We start from the raw sequence: 18,272 nt of genomic DNA, 5'->3' as shown, positions 1-18,272 counted from the left end.
AGCTGACGTTCCGGCGGTGCGGCTCGCCCGGTCCGCCGCGGTCCTGCATCGGGAGATGGGCACGTTTCCGCTGCTCAGCGAGGTGCGGGATGGTGGATGTGATTGCCGTGCACGTGCGTCGGGCCCGGAGATGTAACGCCAGCTGGGAAGCGGGCCAATCAGCCGGGAGGCGTCAGGTAAGGTTGGAGAAGCTATAGAGAAAGGTGCCGCCACTTACATGACCACCAACTTTGCGGAGAAGACGTTCACCGATCCGGCCCGGATCCGTAACTTCTGCATCATCGCGCACATCGACCACGGCAAGTCGACGCTCGCGGACCGCATCCTCCAGCTCTCCAATGTCGTCGCCGCGCGTGACATGCGCGACCAGTACCTCGACAACATGGACATCGAGCGCGAGCGGGGCATCACCATCAAGGCGCAGAACGTGCGCCTGCCGTGGGTTCCGCGATCCGGCCCCCACGAGGGGGAGGAGATCGTCATGCAGATGATCGACACCCCCGGCCACGTCGACTTCACCTACGAGGTCTCCCGCGCCCTGGAGGCGTGTGAGGGGGCCATCCTGCTTGTCGACGCCGCCCAGGGCATCGAGGCGCAGACGCTGGCCAACCTGTACCTGGCGATGGAGAACGACCTGGAGATCATCCCGGTCCTCAACAAGATCGATCTGCCGGCCGCGGACCCGGAGAAGTACGCCCTCGAGATCGCCAACATCATCGGCTGTGAGCCGGAGGAGGTGCTGCGCGTCTCCGGTAAGACCGGTGTGGGCGTGCCCGAGCTGCTGGACAAGGTCGCCGAGCTCGTCCCGGTCCCCAGCACCGACGCCCCCGACGACGCCCCGGCACGCGCCATGATCTTCGACTCCGTCTACGACACCTACCGTGGTGTGGTCACCTACATCCGCATGATGGACGGCCGCCTGGCCCCGCGTCAGAAGGTGCGGATGATGAACACCGGGGCCGACCACGAGATCCTCGAGATCGGCGTCGTCTCGCCGACCCCGAAGAAATGCGAGGGGCTGGGCCCCGGCGAGGTCGGTTACCTCATCACCGGTGTGAAGGACGTCCGTGAGACGAAGGTCGGTGACACCGTCACCTGGGCGAACAAGGGCGCCACCGAGCCGCTGAAGGGCTACGCCGAGCCGGTGCCGATGGTGTACTCGGGTCTGTTCCCGGTGTCCCAGGCCGACTTCCCGGCCCTGCGGGAGGCCCTGGACAAGCTGCAGCTCAACGACGCCTCCCTGACCTTCGAACCGGAGACCTCCGTGGCGCTGGGCTTCGGTTTCCGCTGCGGGTTCCTCGGACTGCTGCACATGGAGATCACCCGCGACCGCCTCGAGCGCGAGTTCGACCTCGACCTGATCTCCACCGCACCGTCGGTGACCTACCGCGTCATCGCGGAGGACGGCAGCGAGCAGCGCGTGCACAACCCCTCCGACTGGCCGGAGGGCAAGCTGCGCGAGGTCTACGAACCGATCGTGAAGATGACGCTGATCGTCCCCTCCGAGTTCGTCGGCCCGACAATGGAGCTGTGCCAGTCCAAGCGCGGCCAGATGGGCGGCATGGACTACCTGTCCGAGGACCGCGTCGAGCTGCGCTACACCATGCCGCTGGGTGAGATCATCTTCGACTTCTTCGACATGCTCAAGTCCCGCACCAAGGGCTACGCCTCCCTGAACTACGAGGAGGCCGGCGAGCAGCAGGCGGATCTGGTCAAGGTGGACATCCTGCTGCAGGGCGAGGCCGTGGACGCGTTCTCCGCGATCGTGCACCGTGATCACGCCCAGGGCTACGGCAACAAGATGACCGTCAAGCTCAAGGAGCTCATCCCGCGCCAGCAGTTCGAGGTCCCCGTCCAGGCGGCGATCGGCTCGAAGATCATCGCCCGTGAGAATATCCGTGCGCTGCGCAAGGACGTGCTGTCCAAGTGCTACGGCGGCGACATCTCCCGTAAGCGCAAGCTGCTGGAGAAGCAGAAGGCCGGCAAGAAGCGCATGAAGAACATCGGTTCCGTCTCCGTGCCGCAGGAGGCCTTCGTGGCCGCGCTCTCGACGGATGAAGGATAGGTGAAGCCCGTACTGAAATGGGCGGGTGGGAAAACGCAGCTTCTTCCTCACCTGCGCCCTTTCTTCAATCCTGAAAAACGGTACATCGAACCGTTTCTCGGTGGCGGGGCCCTGCTCTTCGACCTCATGCCGGAAGCGGCCGTGGTCAATGACAGCAACCGGGAGCTGATGGCCACGTACCGGGCGATCCGGGAGGAACCGGACGCGGTGTTCGAGGCCGTCCAGTCCCACCGCAACGAAAAGGAGTACTTCCTCGAGCTCCGCGCGGTGGACCCGGAGACCCTGGATCCCGTGGCGCTGGCCGGGCGGATGATCTTCCTCAACAAGACCTGCTTCAACGGTCTGTACCGGGTGAACAGGCAGAACCGGTTCAACGTCCCCTTCGGCAACTACCGGCGCCCGTCGTTGCCGGGTCTGGAGTACCTGCGGGAGTTGTCCGCCTTTCTCCAGCGGGTTGAGATCCACGACGGTGACTACCGCGATTTCCTCCGGAAGGTCGTGCGGCCGGGGGACCAGGTGTTCCTGGACCCGCCCTACGACCCGATCTCCCGCTACTCCGACTTTACCCGGTACACCCCGGCGAAGTTCTTCGCCGACGACCAGTCGGAGGTCGCCGAGCTGGCCCGGGAGCTGAGCGAACGGGGCGTGTTCGTGGTGATCACCAACAGCGACACCGAGCTGATCCGTTCCCTCTACGAGGGTTTCCGCATCCACGAGGTGGCGGTGCGCCGGGCAATCAACAAGGACCCGGAGAAACGGGGCGGAAGCGAGCTGATCATGGTGGGGCAGGCGGCATGACGACGACCCCCGTGTACCCGGAGACCCGCTACATGGGCTCCAAGGAGAAACTGACGGCCCGGATCATGGAGACCGCCGCGGAGTTTGGCAAGGACGTCTTCGTCGACGTCTTCTCGGGCTCCGGGGTGGTCGCCCACGCCGCGAAGCGGCACGGCTACGCCGTCCACACCAACGACTACCTGCGGTTCTGCGCCACCTACACGAAGGCCATGGTGGAGAACAGCAGCGAGCGGCTCAGCGACGAACTGGTCGAGCGCCTGGTCGCCCACCCGGATCCCGGTGACGGCTTCGTCGAACGGACCTACACGGACATCTTCTACCACCGGACCGACACCCGGGCCATCGACCGGATCCGCACCGGCATCCGGGAACTCGGGCTCAGCGAGTACGAGGCGGCGATCGCCGTGTCCGGGCTGGTGCGCGCCTGCCTCAAGAAGCGTCCCCGCGGTATCTTCACCTACACCGGGCTGCGCTACGACGACGGGCGGAGGGACCTGCGCCTGAGCATCGAGGAGCACTTCCGCATCCAGGTGGCCAAGGTCAACGCCGCGGTCTTCGACAACGGCCGGCGCTCCTACTCCACGAACCTGGACTTCCGGGAGCTCGAGGTGCCCGAGAACGCGATCCTCTACCTGGATCCGCCGTATTACTCGCCGGTCTCCGACAACCAGTACGTGCGCCGCTACCACTTCGTCGAGGGACTGTCCCGCGAGTGGCGGGACGTCGAGATGCAGCCGCACACCAAGACCAGGAAATTCGCGAACTTCCCCACGCCGTTCAGCACCCAGAACGGAACACTGGAGGCCCTGCGGGAGATTCTCTCCGCCCACCCGGGCAATGACGTGATCCTGTCCTACAGTTCCAACTCCCTGCCGACGAAGGAGGAGCTCGTCGAGCTGTTCATTCAGGTCGGCAGGACGGTCCGGGTGGCCGAGGTCAACCACCGCTACAGCTTCTCGACGCGGGAGAAGACCACCAGGAACCAGGTCAAGGAATATCTCTTCACGTCCCCGGGGGTCTGATACCTGAGCGGCGTGCACGGCAGCGCGGCACCACGGCGTCGTCACGCAACAGGCCCCGGAACCGGTGCACATCCAGTTCCGGGGCCTGTCTTCTGCGCGCGTCTCAGGCGTTGACCGGTTCCCGGACCTCCGGGAAGGGCATGTGGGAGACGTCGATGTTGGGGTCGGTGTCCTGGTGGGCGACGACCTCGCGGGCCTCGCCCGGGGTCTCCACGGTGGGGAAGGAGCCCGTCAGGGGCTTCTGGGAGAACTCCGGCAGGAAGAACAGGGCGACGCCGGCCAGCAGGGAGAAGAACATGATGTAGAAGGCCGGGACGATATCGAGGCCCGTCTTCTGCAGCAGGTACTGGGTGAACAGCGGGGTGGTGCCGCCGAAGAGGGACACGGCCACGTTGTAGCACAGGCCCATGCCGCTGAACCGGGAGGCGGTGGGGAACAGCGCCGGAAGCGCCGCGGCGGAGTGCGCAATGTACAGGGCGTAGATGAAGCCCAGAATCAGCAGGGCGACGGTCACGCTGGCCACTGTGCCGCGGTTCATGATGATGAAGGCCGGGACCAGCAGGACCAGCGCGCTGATCACCGCCGCGAGGTAGACCGGCTTGTGTCCGAAACGGTCGGTCGCCTTGCCGACCACGGGCAGGAACAGCGCTGTGGCGGCGAACACCGGCACGGTGACCGCGGCGGCGGAGATCGACCCCAGGCCGACCTGCTCCTCCAGATAGACGGGCATGTAGGCGGTCAGGGCGTAGCCGACGGTGTTGGTGGCGGCGACCAGGGCCATGCCGGTGAGCAGGGCGCGCCAGTGGTGGCGGATCACGCCGGACAGGTTGAGCCGGGCGTAGGGGTCATCCTGGTCCTCCTCGACGGGCTCGACGACGTCCTCGTCCTCCCGGGTGTTCTCGAAGGCGGGGGTCTCCGGGAGGCGGGTACGCACCCACACGGCGATGATGCCCAGCGGGATGGCGGTGAGGAAGGGGATACGCCAGCCGAAGTCCTCCATTGCGCCTGGGCCGGCGAGCGAGGTGGTGATCCAGTTGGTCAGGGCGACCACCGCCGCACCGGCGGCGAAGCCCAGCAGGGACCCCATGTCGAGGAAGGAGGTGAAGTAGCTGCGGCGTTTGTCCGGGGCGAATTCCGCCACGTAGGTGGCGGCACCGGCGTATTCGCCGCCGGTGGAGAAGCCCTGGACGAGCTTGAGGAGGTAGAGCAGCACCAGCGCCCACCCGCCGATCGCGGCGGCCGTGGGGAGCAGGCCGATCAGGGCGGTGGCGACGGCCATCATCGCCATGGTGCCGTAGAGGACCTTCTGCCGGCCGATGCGGTCGCCGAGCGGTCCTAAGACGATGCCGCCGAGCGGGCGGACCAGGTAGCTGACGGCGAAGCCGAGCAGCATCGCGAGCAGCCGCCACTGCTCGGGCAGGCCCTGGGTGAAGACGGCGGTCATCGTGACGGTCAGGTACCCGTAGATGCCGAAGTCGTACCACTCCATGAAATTGCCCACGACGGTGCCGGTGATGGCGGGCTTGAGTTTCTTCGGCGGGACGATGTTGATGTCGTCGTAGGTCAGTCGCGGGGTGGTCTCGGGGGGATATTCAATTGTGTTCTTCTGCGTGTGCTCTTCTCGCACGTGCTCTCAACCTCTCAAGGTGATCCTCAGTCGTTCTGGTGGTCTTCCAGGGTCCTGATCTGGTCCTTTCGCCGGCGAGCAGGGGTCGGGGCACGCAGGCGGCCGACCCCGGGGGTTTTGATGATGGCTGAAAAGATTACCTATGCGCGGGGTCAAAGTCAGATCGATTGTGTGATTCACGACACGGGAATCAGAGGGTAAGTGCTGGCCAACAGGGGTGCATAACATTTCTGTAACACGTCTACGGCACGGGGCGTGGACCCGGAATCCCCCTACCAAATGGGGGAGCCCCCGAGGGGCCGAGGAGGTGCTTATCGACGCCTCGGCCCGAGCGCCGCGTACAGCGCGCGGTGCCGGGCCCGCACCTGGCACCAGGAGGCGTGCGCGGCCGGGTCCGGCAGGACGGCCTCCCCGGCGGCGTTGCCCTGCACGAGCGGGGCGACACCCGTGTCTGTGAGGCCCAGCGCGTCGGTCGCGGCGAGGGCGCAACCATTGAGCGCGGCGTCGACGCCACTGATCACGCGGACCTCGCGTCCCGTGACGTCGGCGACGATCTCCATCCACGGCCGCGAGTTCGTGCCACCGCCGACCACGGGCAGGGGCCGGTCGCCGTCCTCCGGCAGGCTGTGACTCAGCCCGAGGGCCACGCCCTCCAGCACGGCGGCGTAGATGTCGATCGGTCGGGTGCCGGCGCGCATCCCGGTCACCGCCGCCCCGAGCGCGTCATCGCGGACGGGGAAGCGCTCGCCGTGGATGGACGGCAGGCTGAGCAGGCCGTGGAAGCCACGGATCCCACGTTCGACGAGCATGCGGTCGGCGTCCTCCGGTGGTAACCCACCCAGGAACGTCGACCGTGCCCACTGTGCCGTGGCTCCGGCACTGAGCACCGCGGCAATCCGCAGGATCCCGCCATCGGGCAGCGCGAGCTGGTGGACCGCGCCGGGGCCACCCATCGTGATCTCCTCCCGGACTTCCGCGTGCCAGCCACTGGAGCCCAGGTAGAGGTAGTCGTCGCCCGGAGCCACGCCCACGATTCCGGCGGTGGTGGCGGTCGCGTCCCCCGGGGCCAGGACCACCGGTACCCCGGCCGGGAGGCCGAGCAGCTCGAAGGCGCCGTCGCCCGTGTCGCCGACGTGGCCGCTGCGCACCTGCGGCAGCACGGCGGCGTCGATCCCTGCGGCGGCGGCGACCTGTCCGGAGAACCCGCGGATGCGGATGTCGAATAGTCCGGTGGTGCCGGCGGTGGTCTCGTCGACGACCGTGCCGAGGCCGAGCCGGTGGATCAGGTACCCGGCGGGGGAGAACAGCAGGGTCGCGGCCTCGGCACGCGGGTCGTTCAGCTGGGCCAGCCGGCGGAACATGGCCGCGTTGCTCGTGGCGTTGTGTTCGTTGCCGGTGATCTCCTCCCAGTCGGGTACCACCTGCGCAATCTCCGTGGCCTGCCGGCTCGCGCGGGTGTCGCTGTAGAGCACCGCGGGACCCAGCGGCCGGCCGGAGGCGTCCAGACAGATCAGATCCTGCATCTGGCCGGTCAGCGACAGCGCCGCGGGGCGCACGCCGTCCCCCAGGCATCCGGTGATCGCCGCGCGGGCCGCGTGCAACCAGTCCGCGGGATCCTGCTCCACCCCACCGCCGGGCAGGTTCCGGGTGGGGTAGGGACGGAAGGCGCTGGCGGTGGGGCGACCCGTGCGGACGTCGATCAGGGCGGCCTTCGCCCCGGAGGTCCCCAGGTCGAGGGCGAGAATCGCGGGCGTGGTCACCCTGTGGATCGTAGCAGCGGGGGAACGGGTGCACGGGCGGCCGGACAGCCCGGCCGAGGCCGCGGTGCCGTTACTGCCGCACCTTCTCCGCGGCCAGCGGGACCATCTTCTCCAGGGCGTACGGGATGGAGAGCACGGAGTTCAGCGAGTAGGCCTGGCTGATGGCCTGCTCCTCCGGATCCCCCTCGTCGAAGACGATGGCGTGGCCGCCCTCGACGGCCGGGAGGCGCTGGAATTCGGCCTGTTCGGTGACCTCGGAGGCGGGCAGGTAGATCGGGAAGACCACCAGCAGGTCGGCGTCCAGGACGTCGAGCTGCTCCTGGGAGACCGGGGCGGTGAAGCCCTGCGCGGTCAGGGCCGCGACATCCTCGGACTGCTCGAAGCCGAGCTGCTGCATGAACTGCACCCGCTCGGAGCCCTCGACATAGGCGCCCCAGCCCTCGGAGGTGAAGGAGGCGACCGCCACGGAGCTGCCCTCGAACTCGGGGTGCGCGTTGCGGGCCTGCTCGAACTGCGCATCGAGGTCGTCGAGCAGCTGCTCGCCCTCGTCCTCCTTGCCGAGTGCCGTGGCGATCATCTCCACCTGTGCGTCGAGGGGCGTCAGGTAGGAGTCCCCGCCCTCGGGCACCCCGACGGTGGGGGCGATCTGGGAGAGGCGCTCGTAGCGCTCCTGGTCCCCCGAGCTCTTGACGTCGAGGATGAGGTCCGGCTGCAGGGCGGCGATCCGCTCGTAGTCCGGCTCCAGCGTCCCGATGATCTCCGGGGGCCGGTCGTAGAGGCCCTCGGCCCAGGGGCCGACCCCGTTACCGCCGAAGTCCAGCCAGTCCGACGCCCCGACCGGCTGGACGCCGAGCGCCAGCGCCGTCTCGGCGTCGCCCCAGCCCAGCGCGACGACGCGCTCGGCGTCCTCCGGCACGGTGACGTCGCCGAACTTGGTGCTCACGGTGGCGCCGGCGGCCTGCTCCCCGGTGGAGGTGGTGTCGACGCTCGAGGTGCAACCGGTGAGCAGCAGCGCCGCCGCCCCGACCGCACCGGTGCCGACGGCCATCTTCCGGAGGGTTCGCATGATGCTGGGAGTTTTCACGGTCCGTGACCTTTCGGTAGGGACTCGCCCCACTGCTGGGCGAATTATCAAGTGTTGCCAGTCATCATATAGGGTAACCTAAGTTATTTGAGAAAAAGGCTGTGCGGGCCGCCGGCCCCCTCCCGTGCCCTCCCGCCTCCGGCCCGACCGACCTCAAGGATGAGATGTCTGCCAGCTCTGTGGCGTCGACCCACGGCACGCCCCCGACTGTCCCACCCTCCGCGGCGGGGCGGTCCACCGGCGCGCGTCTGCTGCTCGCCGCCCTGGGGGCCGTCGTGCTGCTGGTGGTCCTCGCCGCGCTGAGTCTGCTGCTCGGCTCCCGTGACCTGCCGCCGCGGGAGGTGTGGCTGGCACTGAGCGGCACCGTGACCGACGCCAACTCGGTCGTCGCCACCCTGCGCCTCCCGCGGACGGCGGCGGCGGTCTTCGCCGGCGCCTCCTTCGCCGTCGCCGGCGCCCTGATGCAGGCCCTGACCCGCAACGCCCTGGCCGAACCGGGGCTGCTGGGCGTCAACGCCGGGGCGGCGTTCGCCATCGCCCTGGGGGCGGGTTTCCTCGGAATCACCGCCACCGGCGCGCTCCTGCCGTTCGCGTTCCTCGGGGCCTTCGCCGCGGCGCTGCTCGTCTTCGTCATCGGCGGCGTCACCGGTGGGAACGCGGCCCCCGCCCGGCTGGTGCTCACCGGTGTGGCACTCGGCGCGGTGCTCTCCGGCATCACCCAGGCCCTGGTGCTCAGCGATCCGGCGTCGTTCACCGTCATGACCGCCTGGACCGCCGGATCGCTTGAGGGCCGGGCCTGGGGCGACCTCCTCCCGGCCCTGCCGCCGGCCGCGCTCGCGGCGGTCGTCGCACTCGGGATGGCACGGGCGCTCAACGTGCTCTCCCTCGGCGAGGAGTCCGCCCGGGCACTCGGCGTCAACACGGTGCTCATCCGCGCCGTCACCCTCGCCGGCATCACGGTGCTCGCCGGTTCCGGTACCGCCGTGGCCGGGCCCGTCGGCTTCGTCGGCCTGCTCGTGCCGCTGGTCGTCCGCGCGCTGGTGGGCCCGGAGCTGCTGCGCGTGCTGGCGTTGTCGCTGCTCATCGGACCGAGCGTCGTACTGGCCGCCGACATCATCGGCCGCCTGATCCTGCCCAACGGGGAGGTGCCCGTCGGCATCGTCATGGGGGTGGTCGGCGCCCCGGTGCTCATCTGGCTGTCACGCCGACGGGAGCTGGCGAAGCTGTGAGGGGGAACACCACGAAACCCGGATCCCCGGCCCGCCCGCCCCGGCACCGGTTCCCGCGCGCGGTGACCCGCAGCCGCGTCGTCACTGCGGTGCTGGCCGTCGCGGTCGTCTGCCTGGTGATCGCCGCGCTCGGGATCGGAGAATTCTACGTCGCCCCGCAGGACGTGATCCGCTCCCTGCTCGGACGGGACACCGGCTTCGCCGCCGTGGTGGTCAACGAGTGGCGCGCCCCACGGGTCGCCGCGGCCTGCCTCTTCGGGGCCGCCCTGGGAATCTCCGGCGCGTTGTTCCAGACGTTGACCGACAATGCGCTCGGCTCCCCGGACGTCGTGGGCTTCTCCACGGGGGCGTACACCGGGGCGCTGATCGCCATGACGGTGATCGGGGCGGGCGCGGGTGGGACGGCCGTCGGCGCGCTGCTGGGCGGGGTGGCCACCGCCCTGCTGGTCTACCTCTTCGCCTTCAACCGCGGGGTGGAGGGGTACCGGTTGATCATCGCGGGCATCGGCACCACCGCGGCGCTCAGCTCCGTCAATGTCTGGCTCCTGCTGCGGGTGGACGCCGGGGAGGCGATGAACGCCGCGATGTGGGGCGCCGGCACCCTGTCGGGCATCACCCTCGGGTCCGTGGCGATCGCCGCGGCCGTCATCGTGCCGGGCCTGCTCGGCACCGGTCTGATCGCCCGCCCGCTGCGTCAGCTCGAACTCGGCGACGACGCCGCCATCGCCCACGGCGTGCGCGTCGAGCCCGTCCGCCTGCTGATCATCGTCATCGCCGTCGCCCCGGTCGCCGCGGTCACCGCCTTCGCCGGACCCATCGCGTTCATCGCCCTGTCGGCCCCGCAGATCGCCCGGCGGCTGCAGCGCAGCGAGGGGCTGCCGCTGATCGGCAGCGCCCTGACCGGTGCGCTCCTGCTGCTGCTCGCCGACCTGGTCGCCCGGCACCTGCTGCCCGGCGGGGTCCCCGTGGGCACCGTCACCGTCGTCATCGGAGGTATCTATCTCATGTGGTTGCTCGTTCTCCAGACCCGACGGAGCGGAGGTCGACGGTGATCCGCCCGCAGCAGTATCCCGCCGGCCGCTCGGATGAGGGCCTGTCCGTCCGGGGCGTCAGCCTCGGCTACGGCGGGGGGACGATCGTCGACCACGTGGACCTCGACGTCGAACCCGGCTCCTTCACCAGCATCATCGGTCCCAACGGCTGCGGGAAATCCACCCTGCTCAAGGGCATGAGCAGATTGCTCACCCCCACCACCGGACAGGTGCTGCTCGACGGCTCGCCCCTGCAGAGCTGGAAACCGAAGGCCGCCGCCCGCCGGGTGGGCCTGCTGCCGCAGACCTCCAACGCACCGGACGGCTCGACGGTTTACGGGCTGGTCCGGCGCGGACGGTTCCCGCACCAGGGCTTCCTAGCACCGTGGAACGACGCCGACGAACGGGCCGTCACCGCCGCCATGGCCCGCACCGGCGTCACCGAGCTGCGCGACGCCCAAGTCGGGGAGCTCTCCGGCGGCCAGCGTCAGCGCGTGTGGGTGGCGATGACCCTGGCACAGGAGTCCGGGATCCTGCTGCTCGACGAGCCGACCACCTTCCTCGACATCGCCTACCAGCTGGAGCTTCTCGACCTGTTCGCCGAACTCCACCGCGAGGGCCGCACGATCGTCGCCGTGCTGCACGACCTCAACCTGGCGGCCCGCTACTCCACCCGGATCGCCGCTATGCGCACCGGCCGGATGCTGGCCTACGGCACCCCCGGGGACGTGATCACGGAGGAGACCATGGCCGCCGTGTACGGGGTGTCCTGTTCCGTGATCCCCGATCCGCACACCGGCGGCCCCCTGGTCGTCCCCGTCTCCCGGAGCCCACAGTGAAGCCCACAGTGAAGCCCACAGTGAAAGACGCGGTGAAGCCCGCGGCGACCGGCACCGCCCCGCCCACCGGCGGCGCCATCCTGCTCCGCAGCCTGCGCCGCCGGTGGCGCACCTGCCTGCCGGGCGCGGTCTTCCTGATGCTGTGGCAGCTCAGCGAGGCGCTCGTCCCGGTGGCCATCGGGCTGATCGTCGACCACGCCATCGGCCCGCGCGACGCCCGCGCCCTGCTCATCGGCCTGCTCGGGATGTCCGCGCTGTTCGTCGTGCTCAGCTTCGCCTATCGCTTCGGCTCCCGCGCCCTCAACCGCGCCGCCCACCACGAGGCCCACGACCTGCGCGTGGAGGTCGCCACCCACGCGATGACCGGCACCGCTACCGGGGAGCTGGTGCCGGGCGAGGTGATGTCCCGCTCCACGGCCGACGCCGACAAGACCGTCACCGTCTTCGACCAGCTCGGGATGGGGGCGTCCGCCCTGGCCGGCTTCCTCGGCGCAGCCGTCTACCTGCTGGTCACGGACTGGCTCATCGGCCTGCTCGTGCTGGTGGTGACGCCGGTGATCTCGGTGGTGATGTCGCGCTTCGGCCGGGGCATCTCCCTGCGCAGCCGTGACCAGCAGTCCGCCACCGCCGAGGCCGGGGCCCGCGCCGGGGACATCATGGCGGGGCTGCGCGTGCTCAAGGGACTGGGCGGCGAGGCCTGGGCTCGGGAGAACTACCGCGCGGCCTCGCAGGACTCCGCCCGGGCGGCGGTGGGCACGGCATCGGTCACCGGCAAGGTCGCCGGGATCGGTGAGCTTGCCGTCGCGCTGACCCTGGGGGCCGTGCTGCTCCTGGCCGGCTGGCGGGTCATCGACGGGGACCTCGGCGCCGGTCAGCTCGTGGGCATCGTCGGGGTGGCCGTGTACCTGTCCGAACCCATCCGGCTGCTCGGCAACACCATCGCCCTCACCGCCGTCGCCCACGGGGCGGCCACCCGCATCGCCGAGTTTCTGGGCCGGTCGGACCCGCGCCGGGCCGGTACCGCCCGGATCCGGCGCGGCGCGGTCACCCTCGGGCCGCCGGGGACGGGTACGCGTGTCGACCTGCCCGTCGGCGGCCTCTGCGTGCTCGACGTGCCCGACGCCGCGACCCACGACGCCGTGCTCGCGGCCATCGCCGGCACCGCCCCGGGGGCGGTCATCGACGGCCGGCCGGCCGCGGAGTTCGCCGTCGGACCGGCCGGGGGAGTGGTGCTCGCCCCGCACTCCGCCGACCTGTTCGAGGGCACCCTGCGCTCCAACATCACGCTGACCCATGACGGGAACGCCCCGGTCGACCCGGCCGTGCTCGAGGCCTCCGCGGCCCGCGAGGTGGTCGACGCCGACCCCGCTGGGCTGGACGGGGGGATCCGCGAAGCGGGGTCGAACCTCTCCGGCGGGCAGCGTCAACGCATCGCGCTCGCCCGGGCGCTGCACGCCGATCCGGTCCTCCTGGTGCTCGACGATCCCACCAGCGCAGTCGACTCCGTCACGGACCACGCCATCGCCCACGGGGTGCGCCGCCTGCGGGCCGGGCGCACCACACTGGTGATCAGCGACTCCCCGTCGTTCCGCGCGGCCGCCGACACGGTCATCGAACTCGCCGGCGCAGGCGCGGAAGGACGACGACCGTGAGCGGAATCCTGCCGGAGGCCCCGGCCCGGCGCGCCGCGCGCCGGGTGGCGGCGGATCTGCGGCCGGGGTGGCCTTATCTGGTGGCCGTGGTCGTCCTCGGCCTGGTGACCGCCGTCGCCGGGCTCGCGGGCCCGTGGGTGGTCGGACGGCTCGTCGACACCTTGTCCGTGAAGGACTCCTTCGCTGTCGTGGCGGGCGCGGCCGGCGTCGTCGTCGCCGCAGGCGTGGTTTCCGGACTGGGCACCTGGCTGGGGCAGGTTTTCCTGAGCCGGGCGCTCGAGTCGGCGATCGCCCGGCTGCGCGAGGCCGTGCTCTCCGCGGGGCTGTCGCTGGATTCCCGGGCGGTGGAGAGCACCGGCCGCGGTGACCTCGTCTCCCGCATCGCCGACGATTCCCGCGAGGTCTCGGCCGCGGCGACGACCGTCCTGCCGCTGGTGGTGCAGTCACTGTTCACCGTCGTGGTCTCCGCGGGGGGGATGACGGCGGTGGACTGGCGGCTCGGCGTGATCGGGCTGGTGGCCATCCCCCTGTACTGGTCCACCCTGCGCGCCTACCTGCCGCGGTCCGGGCCGTTGTACCGCCGGGAACGGGAGGCCTTCGGCGTGCGGACCCAGCGGCTGCTCGGCGGGATCGGCGGCGTGCGCACCCTGCGCGCCTACGGCGCCGAAGCGACGGAGCTGCGGCGCATCGACGGCGCCTCCGCGCGGGCGCGCGGCCTCTCGATCTCCGTGTTCCGGTTCGTCACCTGGGCATTCAGCCGCAATAACCGGGCCGAGGCCGTCGTGCTCGTGCTCCTCCTCGGAGCCGGCTTCCTGCTCGTGGACGCGGGCGCGGTCACCGTCGGCGCCGTCTCCACCGCGGCGCTGATCTTCCACCGCCTGTTCGGGCCGATCGGCACTCTGGTGGGCATGTTCGACCAGGTGCAGTCGGCCGGGGCGTCCCTGGTGCGCATGGTCGGGGTCATCGACGCGGCCGGGCACGCGGCGCCGTCGGGGCGGTTCACTCCCGCCCCGGCGGAGGGGCTGAGTTTGTCCGGGGTCCACCACAGCTACGACGGCGACCGTGCGGTGGTCGCGGACGTTGATCTGGCGGTGCGCCCGGGCGAGCACGTCGCGGTGGTCGGCGCCACCGGCGCGGGCAAGTCCACCGTCGCCCTGATCGCCGCGGGACTGCTCACCCCGGTCCGCGGTACCGTCCGCCTCGGTGGGGTGCCCGCCCCGCAGGTCGATCCGGTGTGCCTGCGGTCGTTCGTCGCCATGGTCAGCCAGGAGGTGCACTGCTTCCGGGGCAGCGTCCTCGACAACGTGCGCCTCGCCCGGCCGGAGGCAACCGACGCCGAGGCACACGCGGCCCTCGCCGCCGTGGGCGCGGACAGGTGGGTGGCGGGCCTCGTCGACGGCGGCGACACGGTCATCGGCGACGGCGGCCACCGCCTGACACCCGTGCAGGAGCAGATGCTGGCGCTGGCCCGCCTCCAGCTGGCCGACCCGCGGTTCGTGATCCTCGACGAGGCGACCGCGGAATCCGGATCCGGTGGTGCGGAGCGTCTCGACGCCGCGGCGGCCGCCGTGCTCGCGGGCCGGGGAGCACTCATCGTCGCCCACCGGCTGAGCCAGGCGGCGGCCGCCGACCGGGTGGTGGTGATGGACCACGGCCGGATCATCGAGGCCGGCACCCACGAGCAGCTGAGCGCCGGATCCGGCGTGTACTCGAAGCTGTGGGCGGCGTGGCAGGGCGGAACGGAAGGCCGCTGAGTGCAGGCTGCGGGTGAGGCCGGTCGCTGCGGCCCGCAGGCGGCTGGGATACTCAAGGGGTTTCCGCGCCACCCGGCAGCAACGGGGGGCGGAGCATGGGAAACGCGACGTGAGACCGGGTGTCTCACGTCGCGTTGTCAGTGGTGCGGCGGTTTCGGTCCCGCCGTCCGGTAGGGGTCGCGGTTACTTCTCGAGGCGCTTGGCCAGCAGCTCCTTGCCCTGGTCGCCGGCCTTGCGGTTGCTTTCCTGGATCTTGCGGAACCATTCCGCCAGTTCGGTGTCGCCGGCCTCCTCTGCGTCCTGGATGTAGTTCTCCATCCGGAAGACGGTGTGCAGCGAGGCCTCGAGGACCCAAATGAGGTTGTAGTTCTTGTCCTTGACGGGGCTTTGGGGTTCGGTCATCACACTCACTCCTTAAGTGGTGTCGAGATGTGCTGGTTTCCGGTCCGTTGGTTTTCCCGGTCCACTGCCCAAGCTGAGAGACGTGAATCACATTGTCAATGAACGGGGATGCTCTCTGATCCGCTCCCGGCAGATGACTAAGGGCGGGGATTGCCCTCGCCGCCGGCGGCGCCGGGGGCGTCGCGCCCCTTACCGTCCGCGACACCGGGCTCCTCGGGGCGATCCATGCTGGGGGGAGCAGCGTCATTGGTGCCCGTGGCGCCCAGCCGGTCCTCGATCGCGTCGCGGGCCTTGCCGATCTTGTCGGCCTTGTCCGCGCCGAGCCGGTCGGTGGCGGCCCGCTCCGCCTTGTCGAGGAACTCGCCCGTCTTCTGCTTGCCGGACTCGCTGTTCAGGAAGTCCTTGGCCTTGTCCATCAGTCCCATGATCTCGTCCTTTCCTCGGTACGTGTGGGTTCCGGGACAGCGTCACAGGTGTGACCCGGACACTACCGAGGGTACCGATCTTTGACTCCGGACCGGGACCTGCTGCGCAATTGGCAGGGAAAGATCAGGGGCCGCTCACCGGCCCGTCAGCCGGTGAGGCTGGCCCGTAAGGCTCAGTACAGGGCGTGCTTGACCGCGTCCCAGGCCGGCTGCAGCTGCTCGCTGTAGTTGCGCCAGTTGTGCACGCCGGGCCCCTTGTATTCGACGTCCTGGTGATTCATGCCGGCGTCGTGCATCGCGTCATCGAGGGCCTCGGTGCAGTCCAGCACCCCACGCTCGAGGACGACGCCGGCGAGCATGTTGTAGAAGGGGTCGTCGGCGTAGTCGGCGATGTCGGCCTCGGTGAGGGAACCGTTGGCCGCCGAGAGGTACACGGCCATCTCACCCAGGCCCTCGGGGTGGGAGACGACGTCGTGCTCGCGCCAGGTCTCGGAGCCGTAGGGGCCCCACATGTTCTCGGTGTCGCCGCCGCGGGAACCCACGATCAGTGAGACCGTCTGGCGGCCGATCGGATCCATCGTGGAGTAGCAGCCGGAGATGCCGATGACCGCATCGAAGAAATCCGGGTTGGTGTTGGCCAGGTGCACGGCACCGGTCGCCCCCATGGACAGCCCACCGATGCCGCGGTGCCCGTTGAAGTTCAGCTCCTCCTCGGCCTCGAGGAGGGGCGCGAGTTCCTCGGTGATGAAGGTCTCCCACATGATCCGGCCCAGGGCGGGGTCCTCCTCGAGCCAGTCGGAGTACATGGACGCCGCGGCGCCGAGCGGCATCACGACGGTGGCGTTCTCCTCGGCGAAGACCTCCGGGCCCGCGCCGTTGTTGATCCAGCCGGAGGAGCCCTTGCTGCCGCCGATGCCGTCGAGCATGTACAGCATGGGGGCAGGGGCACCCGGGTCCGCGGGCTTCAGGATCTGGACCTCGACGTTGCGCTGCATCGACGGCGAGGCGACGGTCCAGCGCTCCAGGCGCAGGTCCGCGTTCTCGATCTGCTTGTCGACGATCGCGGGGGTCTCGATCGAGGGATCCGTGTCCAGCGGGTAGCCATCCTCCGAGCTGATCAGCGGGCCCGACAGGGGGACCTCGGAGGAGCCGAGCAGGGACATCGAGCTCAGCAGGGCGTTGAGCGAGGAGCCGCTCGAGCCGGGGTCGGCGGAGGAGCCGACGATGAGATCGCGGATCGGCTCGTCCGAGGAACCGGAACTCTGGGCGGTGGCGGGGGCGGCGAGGGCGGTGGTGATGGCGGCACCGGCGATGAGGGCGCCGAAAACTGGCCTGCGCAAGGCGGTGGGACCTCCGGGAGGTGAAAGAGATGATGAACGGGGGGGAAATCTATCACGTTCCCCTTCAAATAATCCCATTCCCGGTCGACGGGGTACTCAGTCCCCGCCCAGCGCCGCCTCCGCTTCCATCCACACCGGCTCGGTGTCCCCGCGCAGCAGATCCTCCACCCGGGCGGCGGTGTGCAGCACCAGATCCCAGCGGAACTCCTCGGGCAGTGGTTCGTCGTTGCCCGAGTGCAGCCGGAACCACTCGGTGCAGGTGCGGCGGCGGGGAGCCCCCAGCCGGCCGCCGGCGAGGTAGCCCGCCGCCTCGCACTCGATGATCCGCATCGGCCCGCGGCGACGTATCACATAGGGGTTCTCCCACACCTGAGGCGAGTAACCGGAGAGAATCGAGGCGACGCACAGGCAGATCTCGGCGAAGACCTCCGGGCCCAGCTGCGGATTGAGCTCGAGGTGGTACCAGGCGTCGCGGTGCGGCAGAGCCGGGCCCGCCGGCATCCGGGATACCGCCGCGGGGTTGACCCGCTGCCGACTCGTGGCGCTTCCCAGTCCCTCGGCCCACTCGGCCACGGCCCCGATCTTCCACAGATTGCCCAGCATCGCCACGCTGTGGGCGGGCAGTTCCGCATGGAGGTCCACGTAGACGCCCGCGGCCCCCGCATCGTGGACGACCCGCCGTGACCAACCGTGGACGGCGTCGCCGGTGGCGGAGCGGAGGGAGCGGGGGGACGAGCCGGTCGTGTCTCCGGCGGCGGGGGTGCGGAGCATGTCCCGGTCGATGTAGTGGGCCTCCGTCGTCGGCTCACCCGCCGCGGGGGTCTCCCGGGGCGTCTCGAAGCGGATGGGCGTGGCGGTGGTCATCGGCCGGTGGCCGAGCATCCGCCATTCGCTCTCCGGGTACACGGGCAGACGCCAGGCCCGCTGGATGACCTGGGTCAGATCCTCGCAGCGGTGGATGTCCACGACGTCGCTGACCTGCAGGGCGACCAGCGCCGCCTGGTCCACCGGGTAGGTCGGCAGGTTGCGCACCACCTCGACGACGAACTGCTCCAGCCGCCTCCGACGCGCCGGGTCCTCCTCCTCACGCAGGCGACGGTGAATCTCGGTGAAGGTCATGACGGCTCCTACGGGTCAGGGTGGGGAAGTGCCGACTGACGCCACTTTCCACGATGCGGTCATCTACCGGCGAGGATACCGGGGAGACGGGCTCCGGCAACCACCTTTCCGGCAGGTCCCCGTCA

At 70.0% G+C, this 18,272-nt stretch carries 15 protein-coding genes; 8 read left to right on the top strand and 7 right to left on the bottom strand.

Annotated features, from left to right (window positions below):
* Positions 1 to 217 precede the first annotated feature (217 nt).
* Genes lepA through A605_RS10945 form a run of 3 tightly spaced genes read left to right on the top strand, consistent with a single transcriptional unit; the run spans position 218 to position 3,885 of the window.
* On the top strand, positions 218 to 2,065 hold the full coding sequence (gene lepA / locus A605_RS10955) for a translation elongation factor 4 (protein ID WP_015401582.1): 1,848 nt from the start codon (positions 218 to 220) through the stop codon (positions 2,063 to 2,065).
* Complete coding sequence (locus tag A605_RS10950; protein ID WP_015401581.1) at positions 2,066 to 2,863, top strand: DNA adenine methylase; 798 nt, start codon at positions 2,066 to 2,068, stop codon at positions 2,861 to 2,863.
* Positions 2,860 to 3,885, top strand: a complete 1,026-nt coding sequence (locus A605_RS10945; protein ID WP_015401580.1) for a DNA adenine methylase — start codon at positions 2,860 to 2,862, stop codon at positions 3,883 to 3,885. Before A605_RS10950 ends, A605_RS10945 begins: the two co-directional genes overlap by 4 nt.
* Positions 3,886 to 3,988: 103 nt before the next feature.
* On the opposite strand, the gene A605_RS10940 is transcribed toward A605_RS10945, so the two are convergent.
* The 3 genes from A605_RS10940 to A605_RS10930 all read right to left on the bottom strand — a co-directional run bounded on the left by A605_RS10940 (position 3,989) and on the right by A605_RS10930 (position 8,338).
* The gene (locus tag A605_RS10940) at positions 3,989 to 5,512 is read right to left on the bottom strand and encodes an MFS transporter (protein ID WP_015401579.1); all 1,524 of its coding nucleotides are present in this window, start codon (positions 5,510 to 5,512) and stop codon (positions 3,989 to 3,991) included.
* Between the two features lie 311 nt (positions 5,513 to 5,823).
* Positions 5,824 to 7,272: an FGGY family carbohydrate kinase gene (locus tag A605_RS10935; protein ID WP_015401578.1), complete on the bottom strand. Its 1,449-nt coding sequence runs from the start codon at positions 7,270 to 7,272 to the stop codon at positions 5,824 to 5,826.
* Between the two features lie 70 nt (positions 7,273 to 7,342).
* Positions 7,343 to 8,338 (bottom strand): iron-siderophore ABC transporter substrate-binding protein, encoded by a 996-nt coding sequence (locus A605_RS10930; RefSeq protein WP_042440143.1) that lies wholly within the window; start codon positions 8,336 to 8,338, stop codon positions 7,343 to 7,345.
* A 182-nt stretch (positions 8,339 to 8,520) separates the two neighbouring features.
* On the opposite strand from A605_RS10930, the gene A605_RS10925 reads away from it, so the two are divergent.
* From A605_RS10925 to A605_RS10905, 5 genes are all read left to right on the top strand, one after another.
* Positions 8,521 to 9,585, top strand: a complete 1,065-nt coding sequence (locus A605_RS10925) for a FecCD family ABC transporter permease (RefSeq protein WP_027004282.1) — start codon at positions 8,521 to 8,523, stop codon at positions 9,583 to 9,585.
* Between the two features lie 62 nt (positions 9,586 to 9,647).
* Complete coding sequence (locus A605_RS10920) at positions 9,648 to 10,637, top strand: FecCD family ABC transporter permease (RefSeq protein WP_015401575.1); 990 nt, start codon at positions 9,648 to 9,650, stop codon at positions 10,635 to 10,637.
* A complete protein-coding gene (locus A605_RS10915; protein ID WP_015401574.1) occupies positions 10,634 to 11,455 on the top strand; it encodes an ABC transporter ATP-binding protein in 822 nt (273 codons plus the stop codon). The genes A605_RS10920 and A605_RS10915 overlap by 4 nt, the downstream gene beginning before the upstream one ends.
* A 20-nt stretch (positions 11,456 to 11,475) precedes the next feature.
* The gene (locus A605_RS15880) at positions 11,476 to 13,107 is read left to right on the top strand and encodes an ABC transporter transmembrane domain-containing protein (protein WP_244428980.1); all 1,632 of its coding nucleotides are present in this window, start codon (positions 11,476 to 11,478) and stop codon (positions 13,105 to 13,107) included.
* Positions 13,104 to 14,861, top strand: a complete 1,758-nt coding sequence (locus tag A605_RS10905) for an ABC transporter ATP-binding protein (RefSeq protein ID WP_015401572.1) — start codon at positions 13,104 to 13,106, stop codon at positions 14,859 to 14,861. The genes A605_RS15880 and A605_RS10905 overlap by 4 nt, the downstream gene beginning before the upstream one ends.
* Positions 14,862 to 15,044: 183 nt before the next feature.
* Here A605_RS10905 and A605_RS10900 read toward each other — a convergent pair whose 3' ends face one another.
* From A605_RS10900 to A605_RS14840, 4 genes are all read right to left on the bottom strand, one after another.
* The gene (locus A605_RS10900) at positions 15,045 to 15,263 is read right to left on the bottom strand and encodes a hypothetical protein (RefSeq protein ID WP_015401571.1); all 219 of its coding nucleotides are present in this window, start codon (positions 15,261 to 15,263) and stop codon (positions 15,045 to 15,047) included.
* Between the two features lie 137 nt (positions 15,264 to 15,400).
* Positions 15,401 to 15,688, bottom strand: a complete 288-nt coding sequence (locus A605_RS15990; RefSeq protein ID WP_015401570.1) for an antitoxin — start codon at positions 15,686 to 15,688, stop codon at positions 15,401 to 15,403.
* A gap of 173 nt (positions 15,689 to 15,861) precedes the next feature.
* Positions 15,862 to 17,028, bottom strand: coding sequence for an alpha/beta hydrolase (locus tag A605_RS10890; RefSeq protein WP_015401569.1), 1,167 nt, complete (start codon positions 17,026 to 17,028; stop codon positions 15,862 to 15,864).
* 96 nt (positions 17,029 to 17,124) lie between these two features.
* A complete protein-coding gene (locus A605_RS14840; protein WP_015401568.1) occupies positions 17,125 to 18,147 on the bottom strand; it encodes a hypothetical protein in 1,023 nt (340 codons plus the stop codon).
* Positions 18,148 to 18,272: the final 125 nt, after the last annotated feature.

The sequence above is a fragment of the Corynebacterium halotolerans YIM 70093 = DSM 44683 genome, assembly GCF_000341345.1.
Classification (GTDB): domain Bacteria; phylum Actinomycetota; class Actinomycetes; order Mycobacteriales; family Mycobacteriaceae; genus Corynebacterium; species Corynebacterium halotolerans.
This window is presented reverse-complemented; position numbering and strand designations above follow the sequence as displayed.